Annotated in this window: 16 protein-coding genes; 5 read left to right on the forward strand and 11 right to left on the reverse strand. The window is 68.1% G+C overall.

The genetic code is table 11. The features are described 5' to 3' along the window. Positions 1 to 9 precede the first annotated feature (9 nt). The 7 genes from pyrF to pyrR are packed head-to-tail and all read right to left on the reverse strand — an operon-like array spanning position 10 to position 8,728. Positions 10 to 825, reverse strand: a complete 816-nt coding sequence (gene pyrF / locus ABIA65_RS16045) for an orotidine-5'-phosphate decarboxylase (protein ID WP_354524157.1) — start codon at positions 823 to 825, stop codon at positions 10 to 12. Then, positions 822 to 4,166: a carbamoyl-phosphate synthase large subunit gene (gene carB / locus ABIA65_RS16050; RefSeq protein WP_241399215.1), complete on the reverse strand. Its 3,345-nt coding sequence runs from the start codon at positions 4,164 to 4,166 to the stop codon at positions 822 to 824. Before carB ends, pyrF begins: the two co-directional genes overlap by 4 nt. Further along, complete coding sequence (gene carA / locus ABIA65_RS16055; RefSeq protein WP_354524158.1) at positions 4,167 to 5,321, reverse strand: glutamine-hydrolyzing carbamoyl-phosphate synthase small subunit; 1,155 nt, start codon at positions 5,319 to 5,321, stop codon at positions 4,167 to 4,169. After that, positions 5,318 to 5,821, reverse strand: a complete 504-nt coding sequence (locus ABIA65_RS16060) for a PH-like domain-containing protein (RefSeq protein WP_241399217.1) — start codon at positions 5,819 to 5,821, stop codon at positions 5,318 to 5,320. The genes carA and ABIA65_RS16060 overlap by 4 nt, the downstream gene beginning before the upstream one ends. Continuing rightward, positions 5,818 to 7,158: a dihydroorotase gene (locus ABIA65_RS16065; RefSeq protein ID WP_371746796.1), complete on the reverse strand. Its 1,341-nt coding sequence runs from the start codon at positions 7,156 to 7,158 to the stop codon at positions 5,818 to 5,820. The genes ABIA65_RS16060 and ABIA65_RS16065 overlap by 4 nt, the downstream gene beginning before the upstream one ends. Further along, complete coding sequence (locus ABIA65_RS16070; RefSeq protein WP_354524159.1) at positions 7,155 to 8,150, reverse strand: aspartate carbamoyltransferase catalytic subunit; 996 nt, start codon at positions 8,148 to 8,150, stop codon at positions 7,155 to 7,157. Before ABIA65_RS16070 ends, ABIA65_RS16065 begins: the two co-directional genes overlap by 4 nt. Next, positions 8,147 to 8,728: a bifunctional pyr operon transcriptional regulator/uracil phosphoribosyltransferase PyrR gene (gene pyrR / locus ABIA65_RS16075; RefSeq protein WP_241399219.1), complete on the reverse strand. Its 582-nt coding sequence runs from the start codon at positions 8,726 to 8,728 to the stop codon at positions 8,147 to 8,149. Before pyrR ends, ABIA65_RS16070 begins: the two co-directional genes overlap by 4 nt. 135 nt (positions 8,729 to 8,863) lie before the next feature. Here pyrR and ABIA65_RS16080 point away from each other — a divergent pair, with 135 nt between their 5' ends. The 3 genes from ABIA65_RS16080 (at position 8,864) to ABIA65_RS16090 (ending at position 12,346) form a co-directional block, all read left to right on the forward strand. Next, positions 8,864 to 10,072: a serine hydrolase domain-containing protein gene (locus ABIA65_RS16080; protein WP_354524160.1), complete on the forward strand. Its 1,209-nt coding sequence runs from the start codon at positions 8,864 to 8,866 to the stop codon at positions 10,070 to 10,072. Positions 10,073 to 10,106: 34 nt separating this feature from the next. Continuing rightward, positions 10,107 to 11,066, forward strand: a complete 960-nt coding sequence (locus ABIA65_RS16085) for a haloalkane dehalogenase (protein WP_354524161.1) — start codon at positions 10,107 to 10,109, stop codon at positions 11,064 to 11,066. A gap of 62 nt (positions 11,067 to 11,128) precedes the next feature. Next, the gene (locus ABIA65_RS16090; protein WP_354524162.1) at positions 11,129 to 12,346 is read left to right on the forward strand and encodes an FAD-dependent monooxygenase; all 1,218 of its coding nucleotides are present in this window, start codon (positions 11,129 to 11,131) and stop codon (positions 12,344 to 12,346) included. Here the strand turns inward: ABIA65_RS16090 and ABIA65_RS16095 are convergent. Beyond that, positions 12,328 to 12,981, reverse strand: coding sequence for an aminotransferase-like domain-containing protein (locus ABIA65_RS16095; RefSeq protein WP_354524163.1), 654 nt, complete (start codon positions 12,979 to 12,981; stop codon positions 12,328 to 12,330). The two genes, ABIA65_RS16090 and ABIA65_RS16095, sit on opposite strands and share 19 nt — an antisense overlap. Positions 12,982 to 12,986: 5 nt before the next feature. On the opposite strand from ABIA65_RS16095, the gene ABIA65_RS16100 reads away from it, so the two are divergent. After that, on the forward strand, positions 12,987 to 13,358 hold the full coding sequence (locus ABIA65_RS16100; protein ID WP_354524164.1) for a hypothetical protein: 372 nt from the start codon (positions 12,987 to 12,989) through the stop codon (positions 13,356 to 13,358). 13 nt (positions 13,359 to 13,371) lie between these two features. On the opposite strand, the gene nusB is transcribed toward ABIA65_RS16100, so the two are convergent. From nusB to ABIA65_RS16115, 3 genes are read right to left on the reverse strand one after another with little or no spacing between them, the layout of a single operon-like run. Continuing rightward, a complete protein-coding gene (gene nusB / locus ABIA65_RS16105; protein WP_354524165.1) occupies positions 13,372 to 13,857 on the reverse strand; it encodes a transcription antitermination factor NusB in 486 nt (161 codons plus the stop codon). Next, positions 13,850 to 14,413 (reverse strand): elongation factor P, encoded by a 564-nt coding sequence (gene efp / locus ABIA65_RS16110; protein ID WP_241399272.1) that lies wholly within the window; start codon positions 14,411 to 14,413, stop codon positions 13,850 to 13,852. The genes nusB and efp overlap by 8 nt, the downstream gene beginning before the upstream one ends. A gap of 14 nt (positions 14,414 to 14,427) precedes the next feature. Then, on the reverse strand, positions 14,428 to 15,519 hold the full coding sequence (locus ABIA65_RS16115; protein WP_354524166.1) for an aminopeptidase P family protein: 1,092 nt from the start codon (positions 15,517 to 15,519) through the stop codon (positions 14,428 to 14,430). A gap of 33 nt (positions 15,520 to 15,552) precedes the next feature. Between ABIA65_RS16115 and ABIA65_RS16120 the strand changes: the two genes are divergently transcribed. After that, a complete protein-coding gene (locus ABIA65_RS16120) occupies positions 15,553 to 16,122 on the forward strand; it encodes a B-4DMT family transporter (protein ID WP_354524167.1) in 570 nt (189 codons plus the stop codon). Positions 16,123 to 16,129 lie beyond the last annotated feature (7 nt).

The following is a 16,129-nucleotide window of genomic DNA, read 5'->3' on the forward strand; positions in this document are numbered from 1 at the left end:
ACCGTTGCGCTAGGGGCAGAGGTGAGCGACGGCGTCGCGCATCCGCTCCCCCGCGGCCCGGATCGCAGCGACGTCGGGGCCGGCCCGCAGCACGTCGCGCGACACCGCGGGCAAAAGGGTTCCCGGGGCGGCCCCGCCGAGGCCGGCCAGCCCCTCGGGCCGTCCCCCCTGCGCCCCGACGCCGGGCAGCAGAACCGGCCCGCCCAGGTTTGCCAGGTCGGGCACGTCGGACAGTGTTGCTCCGATCACGACACCCACCGATCCCGCACCCGCGCCCCGGTTCTCGCCCGCGACCTGGTCGACGATCGTCTGCGCCACCGTCCGCCCATCGGAGATCGCGCGCTGCACCTGCGCACCCTCCGGATTGGACGTGGCGGCCAGCACGAACACACCGCGGTCATTGGCCACCGCGGTGTCCAGCAGCGGACGCAGCGACTCGAAGCCCAGATAGGGCGACGCCGTCACGGCGTCACTCGCCAGCGGCGATTCACCGGCCCATGCTGCGGCGTAGGCCGCCATGGTCGTGCCGATGTCCCCACGCTTGGCGTCGGCGAGCACCAGAACCCCCGCGGCGCGAAGCGCGGTGATGGTGTCCTCCAACACGGCATACCCCGCCGCGCCATACGTCTCGAAGAACGCGACCTGCGGTTTGACGACGGCGAACCCGGCAAAGGCCTCGACACAGATCTCGGCGAAGGTGCGCAGGCCGGTGGCGTCGGCGCTCAGCCCCCACGCCACCAGAAGTTCGGGGTGCGGATCGATGCCGAGGCACAGTGGCCCACGATCGGCGACCGCCGCGGCCAGTCGCGCCCCGAACCCGCTCACTTCGTTGCGCCGAGTGCGCTGTGCAACTCCTGCAGCGACCGCACGCCGATGTCTCCGCGGATGCCGGCCTCGATACCCTGCACCGCCGCCGATGCACCCTGAACGGTGGTGACGCAGGGAATGTTCATCGTCACCGCCGCGGAACGGATCTCGTAGCCGTCGACGCGAGGCCCCGAGTTGCCGTACGGCGTGTTGATCACCATGTCGACCTCACCGGCTCGGATGGCCTCGACGGCCGACATCGCGGGCCGATCCGGTGTCGCCTCCTCGAAGTGCTTTCGCACCTCGTCGCACGGAATGCCGTTGCGGCGCAGCATCTCCGCGGTGCCCTCGGTGGCCAACACCCGGAACCCCAGGTCGGCCAGCCGCTTGACCGGGAAGACCAGCGAGCGCTTGTCCCGATTGGCCACCGAGACGAACACCGTGCCGGTGGAGGGTAACGACCCGTACGCCGCGGTCTGACTCTTGGCGAACGCGGTGCCGAAGTCGCGGTCGATGCCCATGACCTCGCCCGTCGACTTCATCTCGGGCCCCAGCAGCGAGTCGACCTGCGACCCGTCGGTCCTGCGGAACCTGTTGAAGGGCAGCACCGCCTCCTTCACCGCGATCGGGGCATTGGACGCGATGCTGGCGCCGTCACCGGTCTTCGCCAGCACACCCTCCTCGCGGAGTTGGGCGATGGTGGCGCCGAGCATGATGCGGGCGCACGCCTTGGCCAGCGGCACGGCGGTGGCCTTCGACACGAACGGCACGGTGCGGCTCGCGCGCGGGTTCGCCTCCAGCACGTAGAGCACGTCGTCCTTGAGGGCGTACTGCACATTGAGCAGGCCGACCACGCCGACGCCGAACGCGATCGCCTCGGTGGCCCGTCGCACGGACTCGATGTCCTGGCGGCCCAGTGTGACCGGCGGCAGCGCACACGCGGAGTCACCGGAGTGGATGCCCGCCTCCTCGATGTGCTCCATCACGCCGCCGATGTAGACCTCACTGCCGTCGCACAGTGCGTCGACGTCGATCTCGATGGCGTCCTCGAGGAAGCGGTCGACAAGCACAGGATGCTCGGGCGACAACTGGGTGGCCCGGGTGATGTAGCCCTCGAGCGTGGCCTCGTCGTAGACGATCTCCATACCGCGCCCACCGAGCACGTAGGAGGGCCGGACCAGCACCGGGTAGCCGATCTCGGCGGCGATCTTGCGGGCCTGATCGAAGCTCGTCGCGGTGCCGAACCGCGGCGCGGGCAGCCCGGCCCGGTTGAGCACCTCGCCGAACGCGCCGCGATCCTCGGCCAGGTCGATCGCCTTGGGCAGCGTGCCCACGATCGGCACCCCTGCGTCCTCCAGTCGCTGCGCCAGACCCAGTGGGGTCTGTCCGCCGAGCTGCACGATCACCCCGACGACACCGGGACCGCCTGCGCCGGAGCGCTGTTCGGCGTGGTAGACCTCAAGCACGTCCTCGAAGGTGAGCGGCTCGAAGTACAGCCGGTCGGCGGTGTCGTAGTCGGTCGACACCGTCTCGGGATTGCAGTTGACCATGACGGTCTCAAAACCCGCCTCGCTCAACGTCGTCGCGGCGTGCACGCAGCTGTAGTCGAACTCGATGCCCTGACCGATCCGGTTCGGCCCGGAGCCCAGGATCAGCACCTTGGGCCTCTCGATCTGCGGGGCCACCTCGGTCTCGGCGGCGGGATCGAGTTCGTAGGTGCTGTAGTGGTACGGCGTCTTGGCCTCGAACTCAGCGGCGCAGGTGTCCACCGTCTTGTACACGGGGTGGATGCCGAGCCGCTGGCGCAGCGAACGGACACCCATCTCACCGGCGAGCTCGGCACGCAGCGCGGCGATCTGACGATCGGACAGTCCGCTGTACTTGGCCCTGCGCAGCAGATCCTCGTCGAGCACAGGGGCGTCCCGAAGCTCGGCCCACAGCCCCACCAGACCGTCGATCTGCTCGATGAACCACGGGTCGACGCCGGACGCCTCAGCGACCTGCTCCACGCTGGCGCCCAGCCGCAGCGCCATCTCGATGTCGTAGAGCCTGCCATCGGTGGGCGTGCGCAGACGCAGCAGCAGATCGTCGACCGTGCCCTCGGGGTCGGCGCCGGTCCAGAACCCGGCGCGGTCGGTCTCCAGCGACCGCATCACCTTGCCGAGCGCCTCAATGAAGTTGCGGCCCAGCGACATCGCCTCGCCCACCGACTTCATGGTGGTGGTCAGGGTCGGGTCGGCGCCGGGGAACTTCTCGAACGCGAACCGCGGCGCCTTCACCACGACGTAGTCCAGCGTCGGCTCAAAGCAGGCCGGCGTCTCCTTGGTGATGTCGTTGACGATCTCGTCGAGCGTGTAGCCGATCGCCAGCTTGGCGGCGATCTTTGCGATCGGGAAGCCCGTCGCCTTGGATGCCAACGCGCTCGAGCGCGACACCCGCGGGTTCATCTCGATGACGATCAGTCGACCGTCGGCCGGGTCGATCGCGAACTGGATGTTGCAGCCGCCGGTGTCGACGCCGACCTCACGCAGAATGTCGATGCCCAGGTCGCGCATCTTCTGGTACTCGCGGTCGGTCAGCGTCATGGCGGGCGCGACGGTCACCGAGTCGCCGGTGTGCACGCCCATGGGGTCGAAGTTCTCGATCGAGCAGACCACCACGACGTTGTCACGGTGGTCGCGCATCAGCTCGAGCTCGAACTCCTTCCAGCCGTAGATCGACTCCTCGATGAGCACATTGGCGGTGGGCGATGCGGCCAGGCCCTCGCCTGCCATCCGCTCGACGTCCTCCACGCTGTACGCCATGCCCGAGCCGAGCCCACCCATCGTGAAGGAGGGCCGAACAACGACCGGCAGGCCCAGCTCCGCGACGGTGTCGCGGACCTCGTCCATCGTGAAGCAGACCCGCGACTTGGCGGACTCGCCACCGACCTTGGCAACGATGTCCTTGAACTTCTGTCGGTCCTCGCCGCGCTGGATGGCGTCGAAGTCTGCGCCGATCATCTCGACGCCGTACTTCTCGAGCACGCCGCCCTCGTACAGTGCGACGGCGGTGTTCAGGGCCGTCTGGCCGCCGAGCGTGGCCAGCACCGCGTCAATCCTGTTGCCGCGCTCGGCCTGCTGGGCGATGACCTTCTCGACGAACTCGGCCGTGATGGGCTCGACGTAGGTGTGATCGGCGTACTCCGGGTCGGTCATGATGGTCGCCGGGTTCGAGTTGACGAGGCTGACCTGCAGGCCCTCCGCGCGCAGCACGCGGCAGGCCTGGGTGCCCGAGTAGTCGAACTCGCAGGCCTGTCCGATCACGATCGGTCCCGAACCGATCACCAAGACGTGGTTGAGATCTGGGCGACGTGGCATCTACTTCTCTCCTGCCATGAGGTCGACGAACTGGTCGAACAGATAGTTCGCGTCGTGTGGTCCCGCAGCCGCCTCCGGGTGGTACTGCACCGAGAAGGCCCGGCCGTTGACGAGCTTGATGCCCTCGACGACACCGTCATTGGCGCAGGTGTGGCTGACGACGGCACGGCCGAACGGCGTGTCGAACTCCTCGCCCGCCTCACCCTCCAGCGCGAAACCGTGGTTCTGTGCGGTGACGGCGACCCTGCCGGTGGTGTGGTCCATCACGGGAATGTTGATGCCGCGGTGGCCGAACACCATCTTGTAGGTGGACCGGCCAAGCGCCCGACCGAGGATCTGGTTGCCGAAGCAGATGCCGAACAACGGAATCCCCGCCTCCAGCACCTGCCGCGTGACGCTGACGACGTGGTCGGCGGTCGCCGGGTCACCGGGACCGTTGGACAGGAACACCCCGTCGGGCTTGAGGTCGGCGATCTGGTCAAACGTTGCCGCCGACGGCAGCACGTGGCTGCGGACACCCCGGAGGGCGAAGTTGCGCGGTGTGTTGGTCTTGATGCCGAGGTCCAGCGCGGCGACGGTGAACCGCTGGGCGCCTTCGGGTTCCACCACATAGACGTCGTCGGTGCTGACTTCGCCTGCAAGGTCGGCGCCGAGCATCGACGCCTGGTCTCGCACCCGATCAAGCAGCTCGTCGGTCGGTGCCAGGGCGTCACCGGAGAACACACCGGCCTTCATCGATCCGGCGGTGCGCAGGTGGCGTACCACCGCACGCGTGTCGATACCGGCGATGCCGACGATGCCCTGGCGGATCAGTTCGTCATCCAGCGTGCCGGTGGCACGCCAGTTGGACGCCCGCGGCGACGGGTCGCGCACGGCGTAGCCCGCCACCCAGATCTTGTCTCCGCGACTCTCACTGTCCTCACCGTTCCATCCGGTGTTGCCGATCTGCGGTGCCGTGGCGACCACGATCTGCCTGTGATAGCTCGGATCGGTCAGCGTCTCCTGATAGCCGGACATACCGGTGGAGAACACCGCCTCGCCCAGAGTCTGCCCAATCGCACCGAACGGGGTGCCGGTGAAAACTCTGCCGTCCTCGAGGACCAGTACGGCCACTCCACCTCTGCGCGATGCGCTTCGCTGCCCGCTGGCCGTCACGCTGTCTCCTCCTGAATCCAGTTGGCGAGTTCACGGCGGTCATCGCTGCGAAACCCAGTGTCAATCTCGGTGCCCGACGGCAGCTTCCAGCGAATCGCCAGGATGCCGTCATAGGTGAGTGCCTTGCCTGCGATACCGCGCTCGGTGCGCAGCGCGGTGATCGACTCGTCGGGAATCCAGATGGGGCCGGCTCCGGTGCGCTGCACCATGATGCCCTCCGGGTAGCGGGTGAGCACGGCCTTGCTGCGGAAGCCGAGATCGCCCACCGCGATGCGGTCCTGCCAGCTCGGCGCGATGGTGCTGCCGACGTACAGACCCCGAGTCGCCGGGATGATCGCCGGGCCGACCGTGTCGGGAAGCGGCGGTAACGCACCGATCATCTCGACCTGCCGCTGGGCGCGCCGCAGCCAGCCGCGCATCATCTGCCGGATGAAGAAGGCGATCAGCAGCACCAGCACCGCGGCCATGATCAGCGATATGACGAGCGTCGGGGTGTTCACTGTGCTGAACCCCCGGTCGCTGCCGGACTCTTCCCATCCCGCGCAGTGACCTTGCCGCGCAACACCGTCAGCGTGACCGTGGCGGGCAGCGTCATGGTCTCGTACGGCGTGTTGTCCGAACGGCTGGCCAGGTCGGCGCCGCTGACCGTCCAGGTGGCGTCGGGATCGACGACGGTCAGGTTGGCCGGCTCGCCCACCTCCAGCGGTCGGCCCTGATCAGGTAGCGCCACGATCGCGGCCGGGGCCTCGCTCATCACCCGGGCGACGTCGCGCCACGTCATCAGGCCTGGCGCCACCATCGTCTCGACGATCACTGACAGCGCCGTCTGCAGACCCAGCATGCCGGGCCGAGCCGAGGCGAACTCGCACATCTTCTCGTGTGCGGCGTGTGGCGCATGATCGGTTGCCACACAGTCGATCACGCCGTCAGCGAGGGCCTGCCGCAGCGCCACGGCGTCGCTGGACTCGCGCAGCGGGGGGTTGACCCGGTTGCGTCCGTCATAACTCCCCAGCAGTGTGTCGTCCAGCAGCAGATGGTGCGGCGTCACCTCGGCGGTGATCGAGATGCCCTGTTCCTTGGCCCATCTGATGAGTTCGACGGTGCCCGCCGTCGATGCGTGGCAGATGTGCACGCGGGCTCCGGCGTCGCGGGCCAGTAGCGCGTCGCGCGCCACGATCGACTCCTCGGCGGCCCGCGGCCAGCCCGCGAGACCCAGGCGGGCCGCGTTGGCACCCTCGTGGGCGATGGCGCCGACGGTCAGCCTCGGCTCCTCGGCGTGCTGGGCAATGAGCACCCCGAGGCCCGTGGCGTACTCCAGCGCACGTCGCATCAGCAGCGGGTCGTCCACGCAGATGCCGTCGTCGGAGAACATCCGGACCCGGCCCACACCCGCGGCCATCAGGCCCATCTCGGTGAGCTGCTTGCCCGCCAATCCGACGGTGACGGCTCCGACCGGGTGCACGTCGACGAGGCCGACCTGCTGGCCGCGGTGCCACACGTGGTCGGTGACCACCGGACTGTCGGCGACGGGGTCGGTGTTGGCCATCGCGAAGACGGCGGTGTATCCACCGAGTGCCGCTGCGGCAGAACCGGTCTCGATATCCTCGGCGTACTCGCGGCCGGGTTCGCGCAGATGCGTGTGCAGGTCGACGAAGCCGGGCAGCAGCACCTGGCCGTGCGCGTCGACGACGACGCCGCCGTCGGGCACCGACAGGTCGGGGCCGATCTCCGCGATCTGACCGCCGTCGACGAGCACGTCGACCGCGTCACCCTCGCCGTACAAGCGGACGCCCTGAATCAGGAGCGGCACCGGCGACCCGGGATTGTCAGACGTCATGCACTCACCTCTACCGCTTCACTGCCCGCGCCCACCAACAGATGGAACAGGACCGCCATCCTGACGTGGACACCATTGGACACCTGTTGGAGCACCGCGGACTGCGAGGAGTCGGCGACCGACGATGCGATCTCCATACCGCGCAGCATCGGGCCGGGGTGCAGGACCACTGCCCCCTCGGACAGCGTGGCAAGCCGTTTGTCCGAGAGCCCGTAGAAGACCGAGTACTCCCGTGCCGACGGGAAGAAGCCGCCGTTCATACGCTCGGCCTGTACCCGCAGCATCAGCACGACGTCGGCGGCAGGCAGTTCGGCATCGAGATCGTGCGACACCGTCACGGGCCAGGACGACACCCCGACCGGAAGCAGGGTGGGCGGTGCGACCAGCACCACCTCGGCGCCCAGCGTCGCGAGCAGCAGCACGTTGGACCGCGCCACCCGACTGTGCAGCACGTCGCCGACGATGACGACCCGCTTGCCCTCGATCGACCCCAGGCGCTGGCGGATGGTCAGTGCGTCGAGCAGCGCCTGCGTCGGGTGCTCGTGGGTGCCGTCCCCTGCGTTGATCACCGCAGGCCCCCCGGTCAATTCCCCGAGTCGCTCCGCTCCTGCCCGCCGGCCGTCCGGCTCGGCCGTCCACTCAGCCAACTGCTGGGCCGCACCGGATGCGGGATGGCGGATGATCAGGGCGTCCGCGCCCGCCGCACGCAGCGTGAGTGCCGTGTCGCGCAACGACTCTCCCTTGGCGACAGAGCTGCCCGAGGAACTGACGTTGATCACGTCGGCGCTCATCCACTTGCCCGCGACCTCGAATGACACCCGCGTGCGAGTCGAGTTCTCGTAGAACATCGTGATGATGGTGCGGCCGCGCAGCGTCGGCAGCTTCTTGACCTCGCGGCCCAGCAGCGCCTCGCGGAACCGGTCGGCGTCGTCGAGGATCGCGGTGGCCTCGTCGCGTGTCAGGTCGCCCGCAGCGAGCAGGTGTCTGGTCATCTCGTCGGACCTCCGGTACTCGCGATCCACACCCCGTCTTGGTCGTCCAGCTCGGCCAGCCGCACCATGATGTTGTCGGTGCGGGAGGTGGGGACGTTCTTGCCGACGTAGTCGGCGCGGATCGGCAGCTCGCGGTGCCCGCGGTCCACGAACACCGCAAGTTGCACGGCGCGTGGCCGGCCAACGTCGCGCAGCGCGTCCAGTGCGGCTCGCACGGTGCGCCCGGAGTAGAGCACGTCGTCGACGAGTACGACGATCGAGCCGTCGATGCCACCGTCGGGGATCGTCGTCACGGCCAGCGCTCTTGGCGGCTTGGACATCAGGTCGTCACGGTAGAGGGTCACGTCCAGTGCCCCGGCGGAGACCTCGACACCGGAGAACTCGGTGATGTTGCGCGCCAACCGTGTCGCCAGCGTCACGCCTCTTGTCGGAATGCCCAGCAGGACCACCCGAGGCGCGTCGGCGCCGTCGAGGGCGGTCTTCTCGATGATCTGGTGTGCGATGCGGGAGACGGTCCGGCTCACATCCGACGCGGACAACAATTCCCGGTCGGGACTGGGGGTGACTGAGCCAGACATGGTTGACCCGGACCTCCTTCTCCGCCTCACCGGACGGATCGTTAAAGGATGCCAAACTGCGGCAGACTCTATCACCAGCGCGGGCGCACCCCGGCCGAGGCCACCGCCGCGGGAACGCTGGCTACGCTGAGCCGAATGAAGCTCGACGGGAACCAGGCATCCATCCAAGAGGTGATCGACGCAGGGCTGCTCGCCGGCGCGGTCACGATGGTGTGGCAGGGCGGCAGCGTGCTGCAGGTCAACGAACTCGGCCACCGCGACGTCTCCGCGAAACTGCCGATGCAGCGCGACACGATCTTCCGCATCGCCTCGATGAGCAAGCCCGTCACGGTGGCCGCCGCGATGTCGCTGCTCGAGGAGGGCCGGTTCACGCTGTCGGACCCCGTCACCGAGTGGCTACCCGAACTCGCGGGCATGCGGGTGATGGCAGACCCTGCCGGACCGCTGGAACGGACCGTGCCCGCGCAGCGGCCCATCACGTTCGACGATCTGATGACCCACCGCAGCGGGCTGGCATACGCGTTCTCGGTGGGAGCGCCATTGAGCCGGGCGTACGGGAAACTGATGTTCCGCCAGGACCAGGACCGCTGGCTCACCGAGCTCGCAGCGCTGCCGCTGGCCCACCAGCCCGGCGAGCGTATGACCTACAGCCACGCCACCGACGTCCTCGGCATCGCGCTGTCCCGTATCGAGGGCAAGCCCCTCGGTGACGTCCTGGCCACCCGGATCTTCGAGCCCCTCGGTATGTCCGACACCGGTTTCGCAGTCAGCCACGAGGGCCGTCGACGGGCCGCCACGATGTACAAGATAGAAGCCGATGGCACGCTCCGCGACGATGTCATGGGCCCGGCTCCGGTGACACCGCCGACGTTCTGCGCCGGTGGCGCGGGACTGTGGTCCACCGCCGACGACTACCTGGCCTTCGCACGGATGCTGCTCGCCGGCGGAACACTCGACGGGGTCCGGGTCCTTTCGGAGAGGTCCGTCGACCTGATGCGCACCGACCGGCTCACCACCGAGCAGAAGCGCCACCCCTTCCTGGGGATGCCGTTCTGGCGCGGGCGCGGCTTCGGGCTGAACCTGTCGGTGGTCACGGATCCGGCGCAGTCCCGCCAGTTGTTCGGTCCCGGTGGGCTCGGCACATTCGGTTGGCCCGGCGCGTACGGCACCTGGTGGCAGGCCGACCCCTCGGTCGACCGCGTGATGATCTACCTCGTCCAGAACATGCCCGACCTCAGCCCGGACTCCGCGGCCGCGGCCGTCGCAGGCAACACGTCGATGCTGAAGCTGCAGTCCGCGCAGCCCAAGTGGGTCAAGCGGACCTATCAGGCGCTCGAGTCGTAGCCGACTCGGCGACACCACTGCGAGGAGCGGGTACATGAGCGTGCTGAGGACCCCAGAGGATCGCTTCACGGATCTGCCGGGCTACCCCTTCCCGCCGAACTACCTCGAGGTCGAGACTCGTCGGATCGCGCCACTGCGGATGCACTACGTCGACACGGGCCCGTCCGACGGTCGGGTCGTCCTGCTTCTGCACGGCCAGCCCACGTGGTCGTATCTGTATCGCAGCGTGATTCCCGCGCTGACCGGAGCGGGTCTGCGCGTCATCGCGCCCGACAACATCGGTTTCGGTCGATCCGACAAGCTCACGGAGCCAACCGATTACACGTTCGCGCGCCACGTCGACTGGCTCGGCTGCCTGGTGTCCCGGCTGGACCTGCGGGAGGTCACCCTGGTGGTCCAGGACTGGGGCGGCCCACTGGGGTTGAGTGTCCTCGCCCGGGATCCCTCGAGGTTCGCCGGGGTCGTCGCCACCAACACGATCCTGCACACGTGTGACCCCGCACTCGCGGGTCAGCTCGCGTGGCCACACCACGGCGTCGGTGCCGATCAGGTGCTGCACTCCGAGACGCTGCTCGACTACATCAGCTTCTACCAGCGCTCCCCCGACATCACCCCCAGTCTGTTTCTGAACGCCGTGGCCGGGCCGCTCGATGCCGGGGTGCTCGCCGCCTACGACGCACCGTTCCCCGATCGCGCGCACCAGGCAGGCCTGCGCCAGATGACGGCCCTGGTGCCACTCACGCGCAACGACCCGGGCGCCGCGATCGGGCGAGCCACCATGGCGGCTCTCGAACGGTGGCACCGTCCGTTCCTCACCGCATACTCGGACGGCGACCCCGCCACGCGTGGCTGGGAGACGGTGTTTCAGAACCGGGTGCCCGGCGCCCGCGGAATGCGCCATCACACGATCACGGGCGCGGGCCACTTCGTCCAGGAGCAGCGCGGTGAGGAACTCGGCGAGGTGATCGCCGGATTCGTCCGCGACACTGCATAGCCGTACGGCGACCCGCCGCACGTGCGTCGCCACCCGAATTCTCAGCACATACGCTCGCTGCCATGAGTGAATCGACCGTTCTGATCAGCGGGGCCGGGATCGCCGGCCCCGCGCTCGCGCACTGGCTGTCCGCCAACGGCTATCGCGTGGTGATTGTCGAACTCGCACCAGGTATCCGGCCCGGCGGCCAGACGGTTGACCTACGGGGAGCCGGCAGGAGCGTCGTCGAGCGAATGGGTCTGCTGGACGAGATGGTCGATCGCTCACTCGACCAGCGCGGCATCGCCTGGGTGCGATCCGACGGGACGAGGCGCGCGCAGATGCCCGTCGAGGCGTTCGACGGCAACGGCGTTGTGTCCAAGCTCGAGATCCTCCGGGGCGATCTCGTTAACGTGCTCTATCAGGCGACGAAGGACCGCGCGGAGTATCGGTTCGACACCCGCATCACAGAACTCGACCAGGATGACGACGGAGTCGACGCTAAGTTGAGCGACGGCACCCGTGTGCGCGCCGACCTAGTGGTCGGTGCGGACGGCCCTCACTCTGCGGTGCGACGCCTGACGTTCGGCCCGGAGGAGCAGTTCGTCAGACCGCTTGGCGGCTACCACGCGTGGTTCACCGCACCCGACGACATCGGGCTGGCCGGCTGGTACCTCATGTACCAGGCGCCGGGCGGACTCAACGCGTCGATGCGGCCGTCGCACGATCCCGCGATCGGCAAGGCCGGCTTGGCATTCCGATCGGAACCGTTGGACTACGACCGTCGCGACCTCGAGTCTCAGCGCCGGATGCTGACCGAGAGGTTCGCAGGAGCGGGGTGGCACAGCGACGAACTCCTCGCCGCCGCATCGCAGGCTGATGACTTCTACCTCGACGCCTTCCTGCAGGTACACATGGACACCTGGTCCAGCGGCCGGGTCACGCTGTGCGGCGACGCCGGCTACTGCGCGTCGCCGTTGTCCGGAATGGGCACCAGCCTGGCTCTGGTCGGCGCGTACGTGCTGGCCGGTGAACTCGGTGCGGCTGAGACGGGACTCCCGACGGGCCGGGTGCACGACGCGCTGGCGCGGTACGCGACAGTGATGCGGCCCTACGTCGGCAAGTGCCAGGACCTGCCCGCAGGGCTCGACGGCTACGCACCGATGTCGAAATCGGACATCGCGATCACCGCCGCCGTGATGCGGTGGATGCAACGCTGGCCGTTCCGCTCGTACGCGGCCAGGAAGTTCTTCGCCACCGCGGATTCGATTGATCTGCCCGACTACGTCATGGCGCGGTAGACCGACCCGAGGGTCGCCAGCCCGTCGCGGATCGCGGACTCGGCGATCGAACCGTAGCCAAGCACCAACGCCGGTGGCGCCGAACGTGGATCGGACCAGTGCTCGCTTGCTCCCTCTATGAGGACGCCCCGCTGACGTGCAGTCTCGACGAGGCCCGATTCGTCGCACCCGTTTGGCAGTTGCGCGTACAAATGCAGGCCCGCTGCCACGCCGGTCGGTACCGCACCCGGAAGCGCCGTCGAGAGCGTCTCGAGGGTGGCGTCGCGTCGGCGGCGATAGACCGGGCGTACACGACGAAGATGCCGAGCCAATCCGCCGGATTCAATGAAGCGCGCGAGCGCCAGTTGTTCGAGCATGGTGGTACCCATGTCATCGAGCAGTTTTTCCCGAACCACATCCTGAACAAGCCAGCCCGGCAAGACAATCCAGCCAAGGCGCAGTGCGGGCGTCAGCATCTTGCTCGCGCATCCGGCGTACGCCACTCGTTCTGGCGCAAGTCCCTGGAGCGCTCCGATGGGTGCCCGGTCGTAGCGGAACTCCGCGTCGTAGTCGTCCTCGATGACCACGCAATCGTGGTGTTCTGCCCAATTGACCAGCGCGGTGCGCCGGGACGCGCTGAGCACCGCTGCTGACACCGTGGATGCCTGGGCCGCACGATCCTGCAGGCGCTCCTGTGGTGGTCAGCGTCACCGCCTTCGCGGCACATCATCGGCACACGCTTCCGGCTGTAGCCGTCAACGGAATGCGCATGCGCATGGGTTGGTACGCCATGTCCGGAGCTGTCGGACTGTGGCTCTGGTCGGTGCCTGCCACCGCGCGCAGCGGCTCGATCTCGATCTGGGCCAGCGAAGACGACCTGGAGCGGTTCATCGTCCTGCCCCATCACGTCGACATCATGTCGCGCTACGCCCCCCGCGGATCCGTTCGTTCCACGACGTGGACCGCCGACACGTTCGACTCACACGCCATCCTCGACCGCGCGCGAATCTGGATCGCGGGGCACTCGGCGTGAAACCAGATGTCCGCTATGCCTCAGGTGGGGCGGTGGCCCCGCGTACCGCGGCGGCTGCCGCACGGATCTGCGGGGTGACGAGCATGACCTGGCCCAGTACGCCGTTGACGAAGCCCGGGGAGTCATCGGTTGACAGCTTCTTGGCCAGCTCGACGGCCTCGTCGACGGCGACCGGCTCGGGGACGTCCTCGGCGTGCAGCAGCTCCCACACCGCGACGCGCAGGATCGCGCGGTCGACCGCGGGAAGCCGCTCCAGGGTCCAGCCCTGCAGGTGCGCCGAGATCAGGTCGTCGATGTGGGCGGCGTGCTCGGTGACGCCATGCGCGACGGTCACCGTGTACGGGTTCAGGCCCGAGGTCTCGGCATCGCTCTCGGCCAGGGTGGTGCGTGAGTCCGCGATCTCGGCGGCGGTCATACCACGCGCCTCGGCCTCGAACAGGACTTCTACGGCCCGCTTGCGGGCCTGATGCCGACCCCGGTCGGATCGGCGGTCAGGCATTCACCCGACCGAGGTAGTTGCCGTCACGGGAATCGACCTTGAGCTTGTCACCGGTGTTGATGAACAGCGGCACCTGGATCTCGGCACCCGTCTCCATGGTGGCCGGCTTGGTGCCCGCGCTGGAGCGATCACCCTGCAGACCCGGGTCGGTGTGGCTGACCACCAGCTCGACGGTGACGGGAAGCTCGAGGTACAGCGGCACGCCGTCGTGGAACGCGATCTGGACCGGCATGCTCTCCAACAGGTAGTCGGCGGAGGTCCCGACCAGCGCCTCTGGAAGCGGGTGCTGCTCGTAGTTCTCGGAGTCCATGAACACGAAGTCGCTGCCGTCGCGATACAGGTAAGTGGCGTCGCGCCGGTCGACGGTCGCGGTCTCGACCTTCACACCGGCGTTGTAGGTCTTGTCGACAACCTTGCCGGACACCACGTTCTTGAGCTTGGTGCGCACGAACGCCGGCCCCTTGCCGGGCTTGACGTGCTGGAACTCGGTGATCTGCCACAGCTGGCCGTCGATCTGCAGGACGAGTCCGTTCTTGAAATCTGCGGTCGAAGCCACGTTGGGTACAACTCCTAAAGGATGGCCAGTTCCTTGGGGAACCGGGTAAGCAATTCGGGTGCGGGTGCGCATTCACTGCCCACGACCAGTGTGTCCTCGATGCGGACACCGCCGTAGCCGGGCAGGTATACACCGGGTTCCACGGTCACGGCAGAACCAGCAAGCAGTGTACCGGCGGAGGACGCGCTGATTCCCGGCGCTTCGTGGATCTGCAGTCCGACGCCGTGTCCGAGCCCGTGGCCGAAGTTCTCCGCGTACCCGGCATCGGCGATGACCTGCCGCGATGCACTGTCGACGTCGCGTAGCGACATCCCCGGCGCCAGCGCCTCTCGCCCCATCCGCTGAGCCGTCGCCACCAGGTCGTAGACGTCGAGCTGCCACTGCGCGACGGGTGACAGCGCGAAGGTCCTCGTCATATCCGAGTGGTAGCCCGCCACCAGCGCACCGAAGTCGATCTTGACCAGGTCCCCCGCGGCCAGTGTCGCGTCGGTCGGACGGTGGTGCGGGATCGCCGAGTTGGGCCCCGCAGCCACGATGGTCTCGAACGACACCCCGTCGGCGCCGTGGTCGAGCATCCGGGACTCCAGGTCGCGGGCGACCTCCTTCTCGGTGCGGCCCGACCGCAGCCCGCCCGCCGCCACCAAATCGGCCAGCGCGGCATCGGCGGCCTCGCAGGCCAGGCGAAGCATCGCGATCTCGCCGGCGTCCTTGACCTCGCGCAGCGCCTCGACGGTGCCCGCGGCACGGACGAACTCGACGGCACCCGCTGCATGCTTAAGGGTGGCGAACCCATCCACGGTGACGACGTGGCTCTCGAAGCCGAGCCTGCGCACTCCGCGTTCGGCGGCGCACGCCGACAGATAGGGGCCGCATGCCCGTTCGATGACGACCTCGGCGTCCGGGGACTGCGCCGCGGCCTGCGTCACGTAGCGCCCGTCGGTCGCCAACACGGGTGTGTCGTCGTCGACACGAATCAACAATGCCGCGTTGGAACCGGTGAATCCGGATAGATAACGCACGTTGACCAGGTCTGTTATCAACATCGCGTCCAGCTCGACCGCGGCGAGTCGACGACGCAACCTCTCCCTGCGCTGGGAAATCGTCACGGTGCATGACCGTACTCGCTAGGGTGTGCCCTCATGAGCAAGTGGTTGCTGCGCGGACTGGTGTTCGCCGCCCTGATGGTCGTCGTCCGATTGCTTCAAGGCGCGTTGATCAACGCCTGGGAAACCCAGGCACTACTGATCAGTGTGACGCTGGTGGTGTTGTTCGGCCTCGCCTCGTTCGTCTGGGGCATCCTCGACGGCCGTGCGGACGCGGCAGCCAATCCCGACCCCGACCGTCGTGGTGACCTCGCGATGACGTGGCTGCTCGCCGGACTCTTCGCCGGCGTCGTCAGCGGGTTCGTGGCGTGGTTCATCTCGCTCTTCTACAACAACGTCTACGCCGAGGCTCTCCTCAACGAGGTCACCACCTTCGCCGCGTTCACCGCGCTGGTGACCTTCCTGACCGCCATCGCCGGTGTGTCCGTGGGCCGCTACCTCATTGACCGCAATGCAGCACCCCTGGAGCGGCAGCGGGAGGGCAGCGACACCGACCGTGCCGACACCGATGTCTTCGAGGCCGTCCGCGACGATGCACAGCCGACCGCCGCTGTCGCCTCATCGGGTGGCACCGAAGAGACGCCGAACGGCGACCGTCAGGCTTGAGCGGCAG

Origin of the sequence: Mycolicibacterium sp. 624, from assembly GCF_040548615.1 — a bacterium.
In the GTDB taxonomy this organism is placed as follows: domain Bacteria; phylum Actinomycetota; class Actinomycetes; order Mycobacteriales; family Mycobacteriaceae; genus Mycobacterium.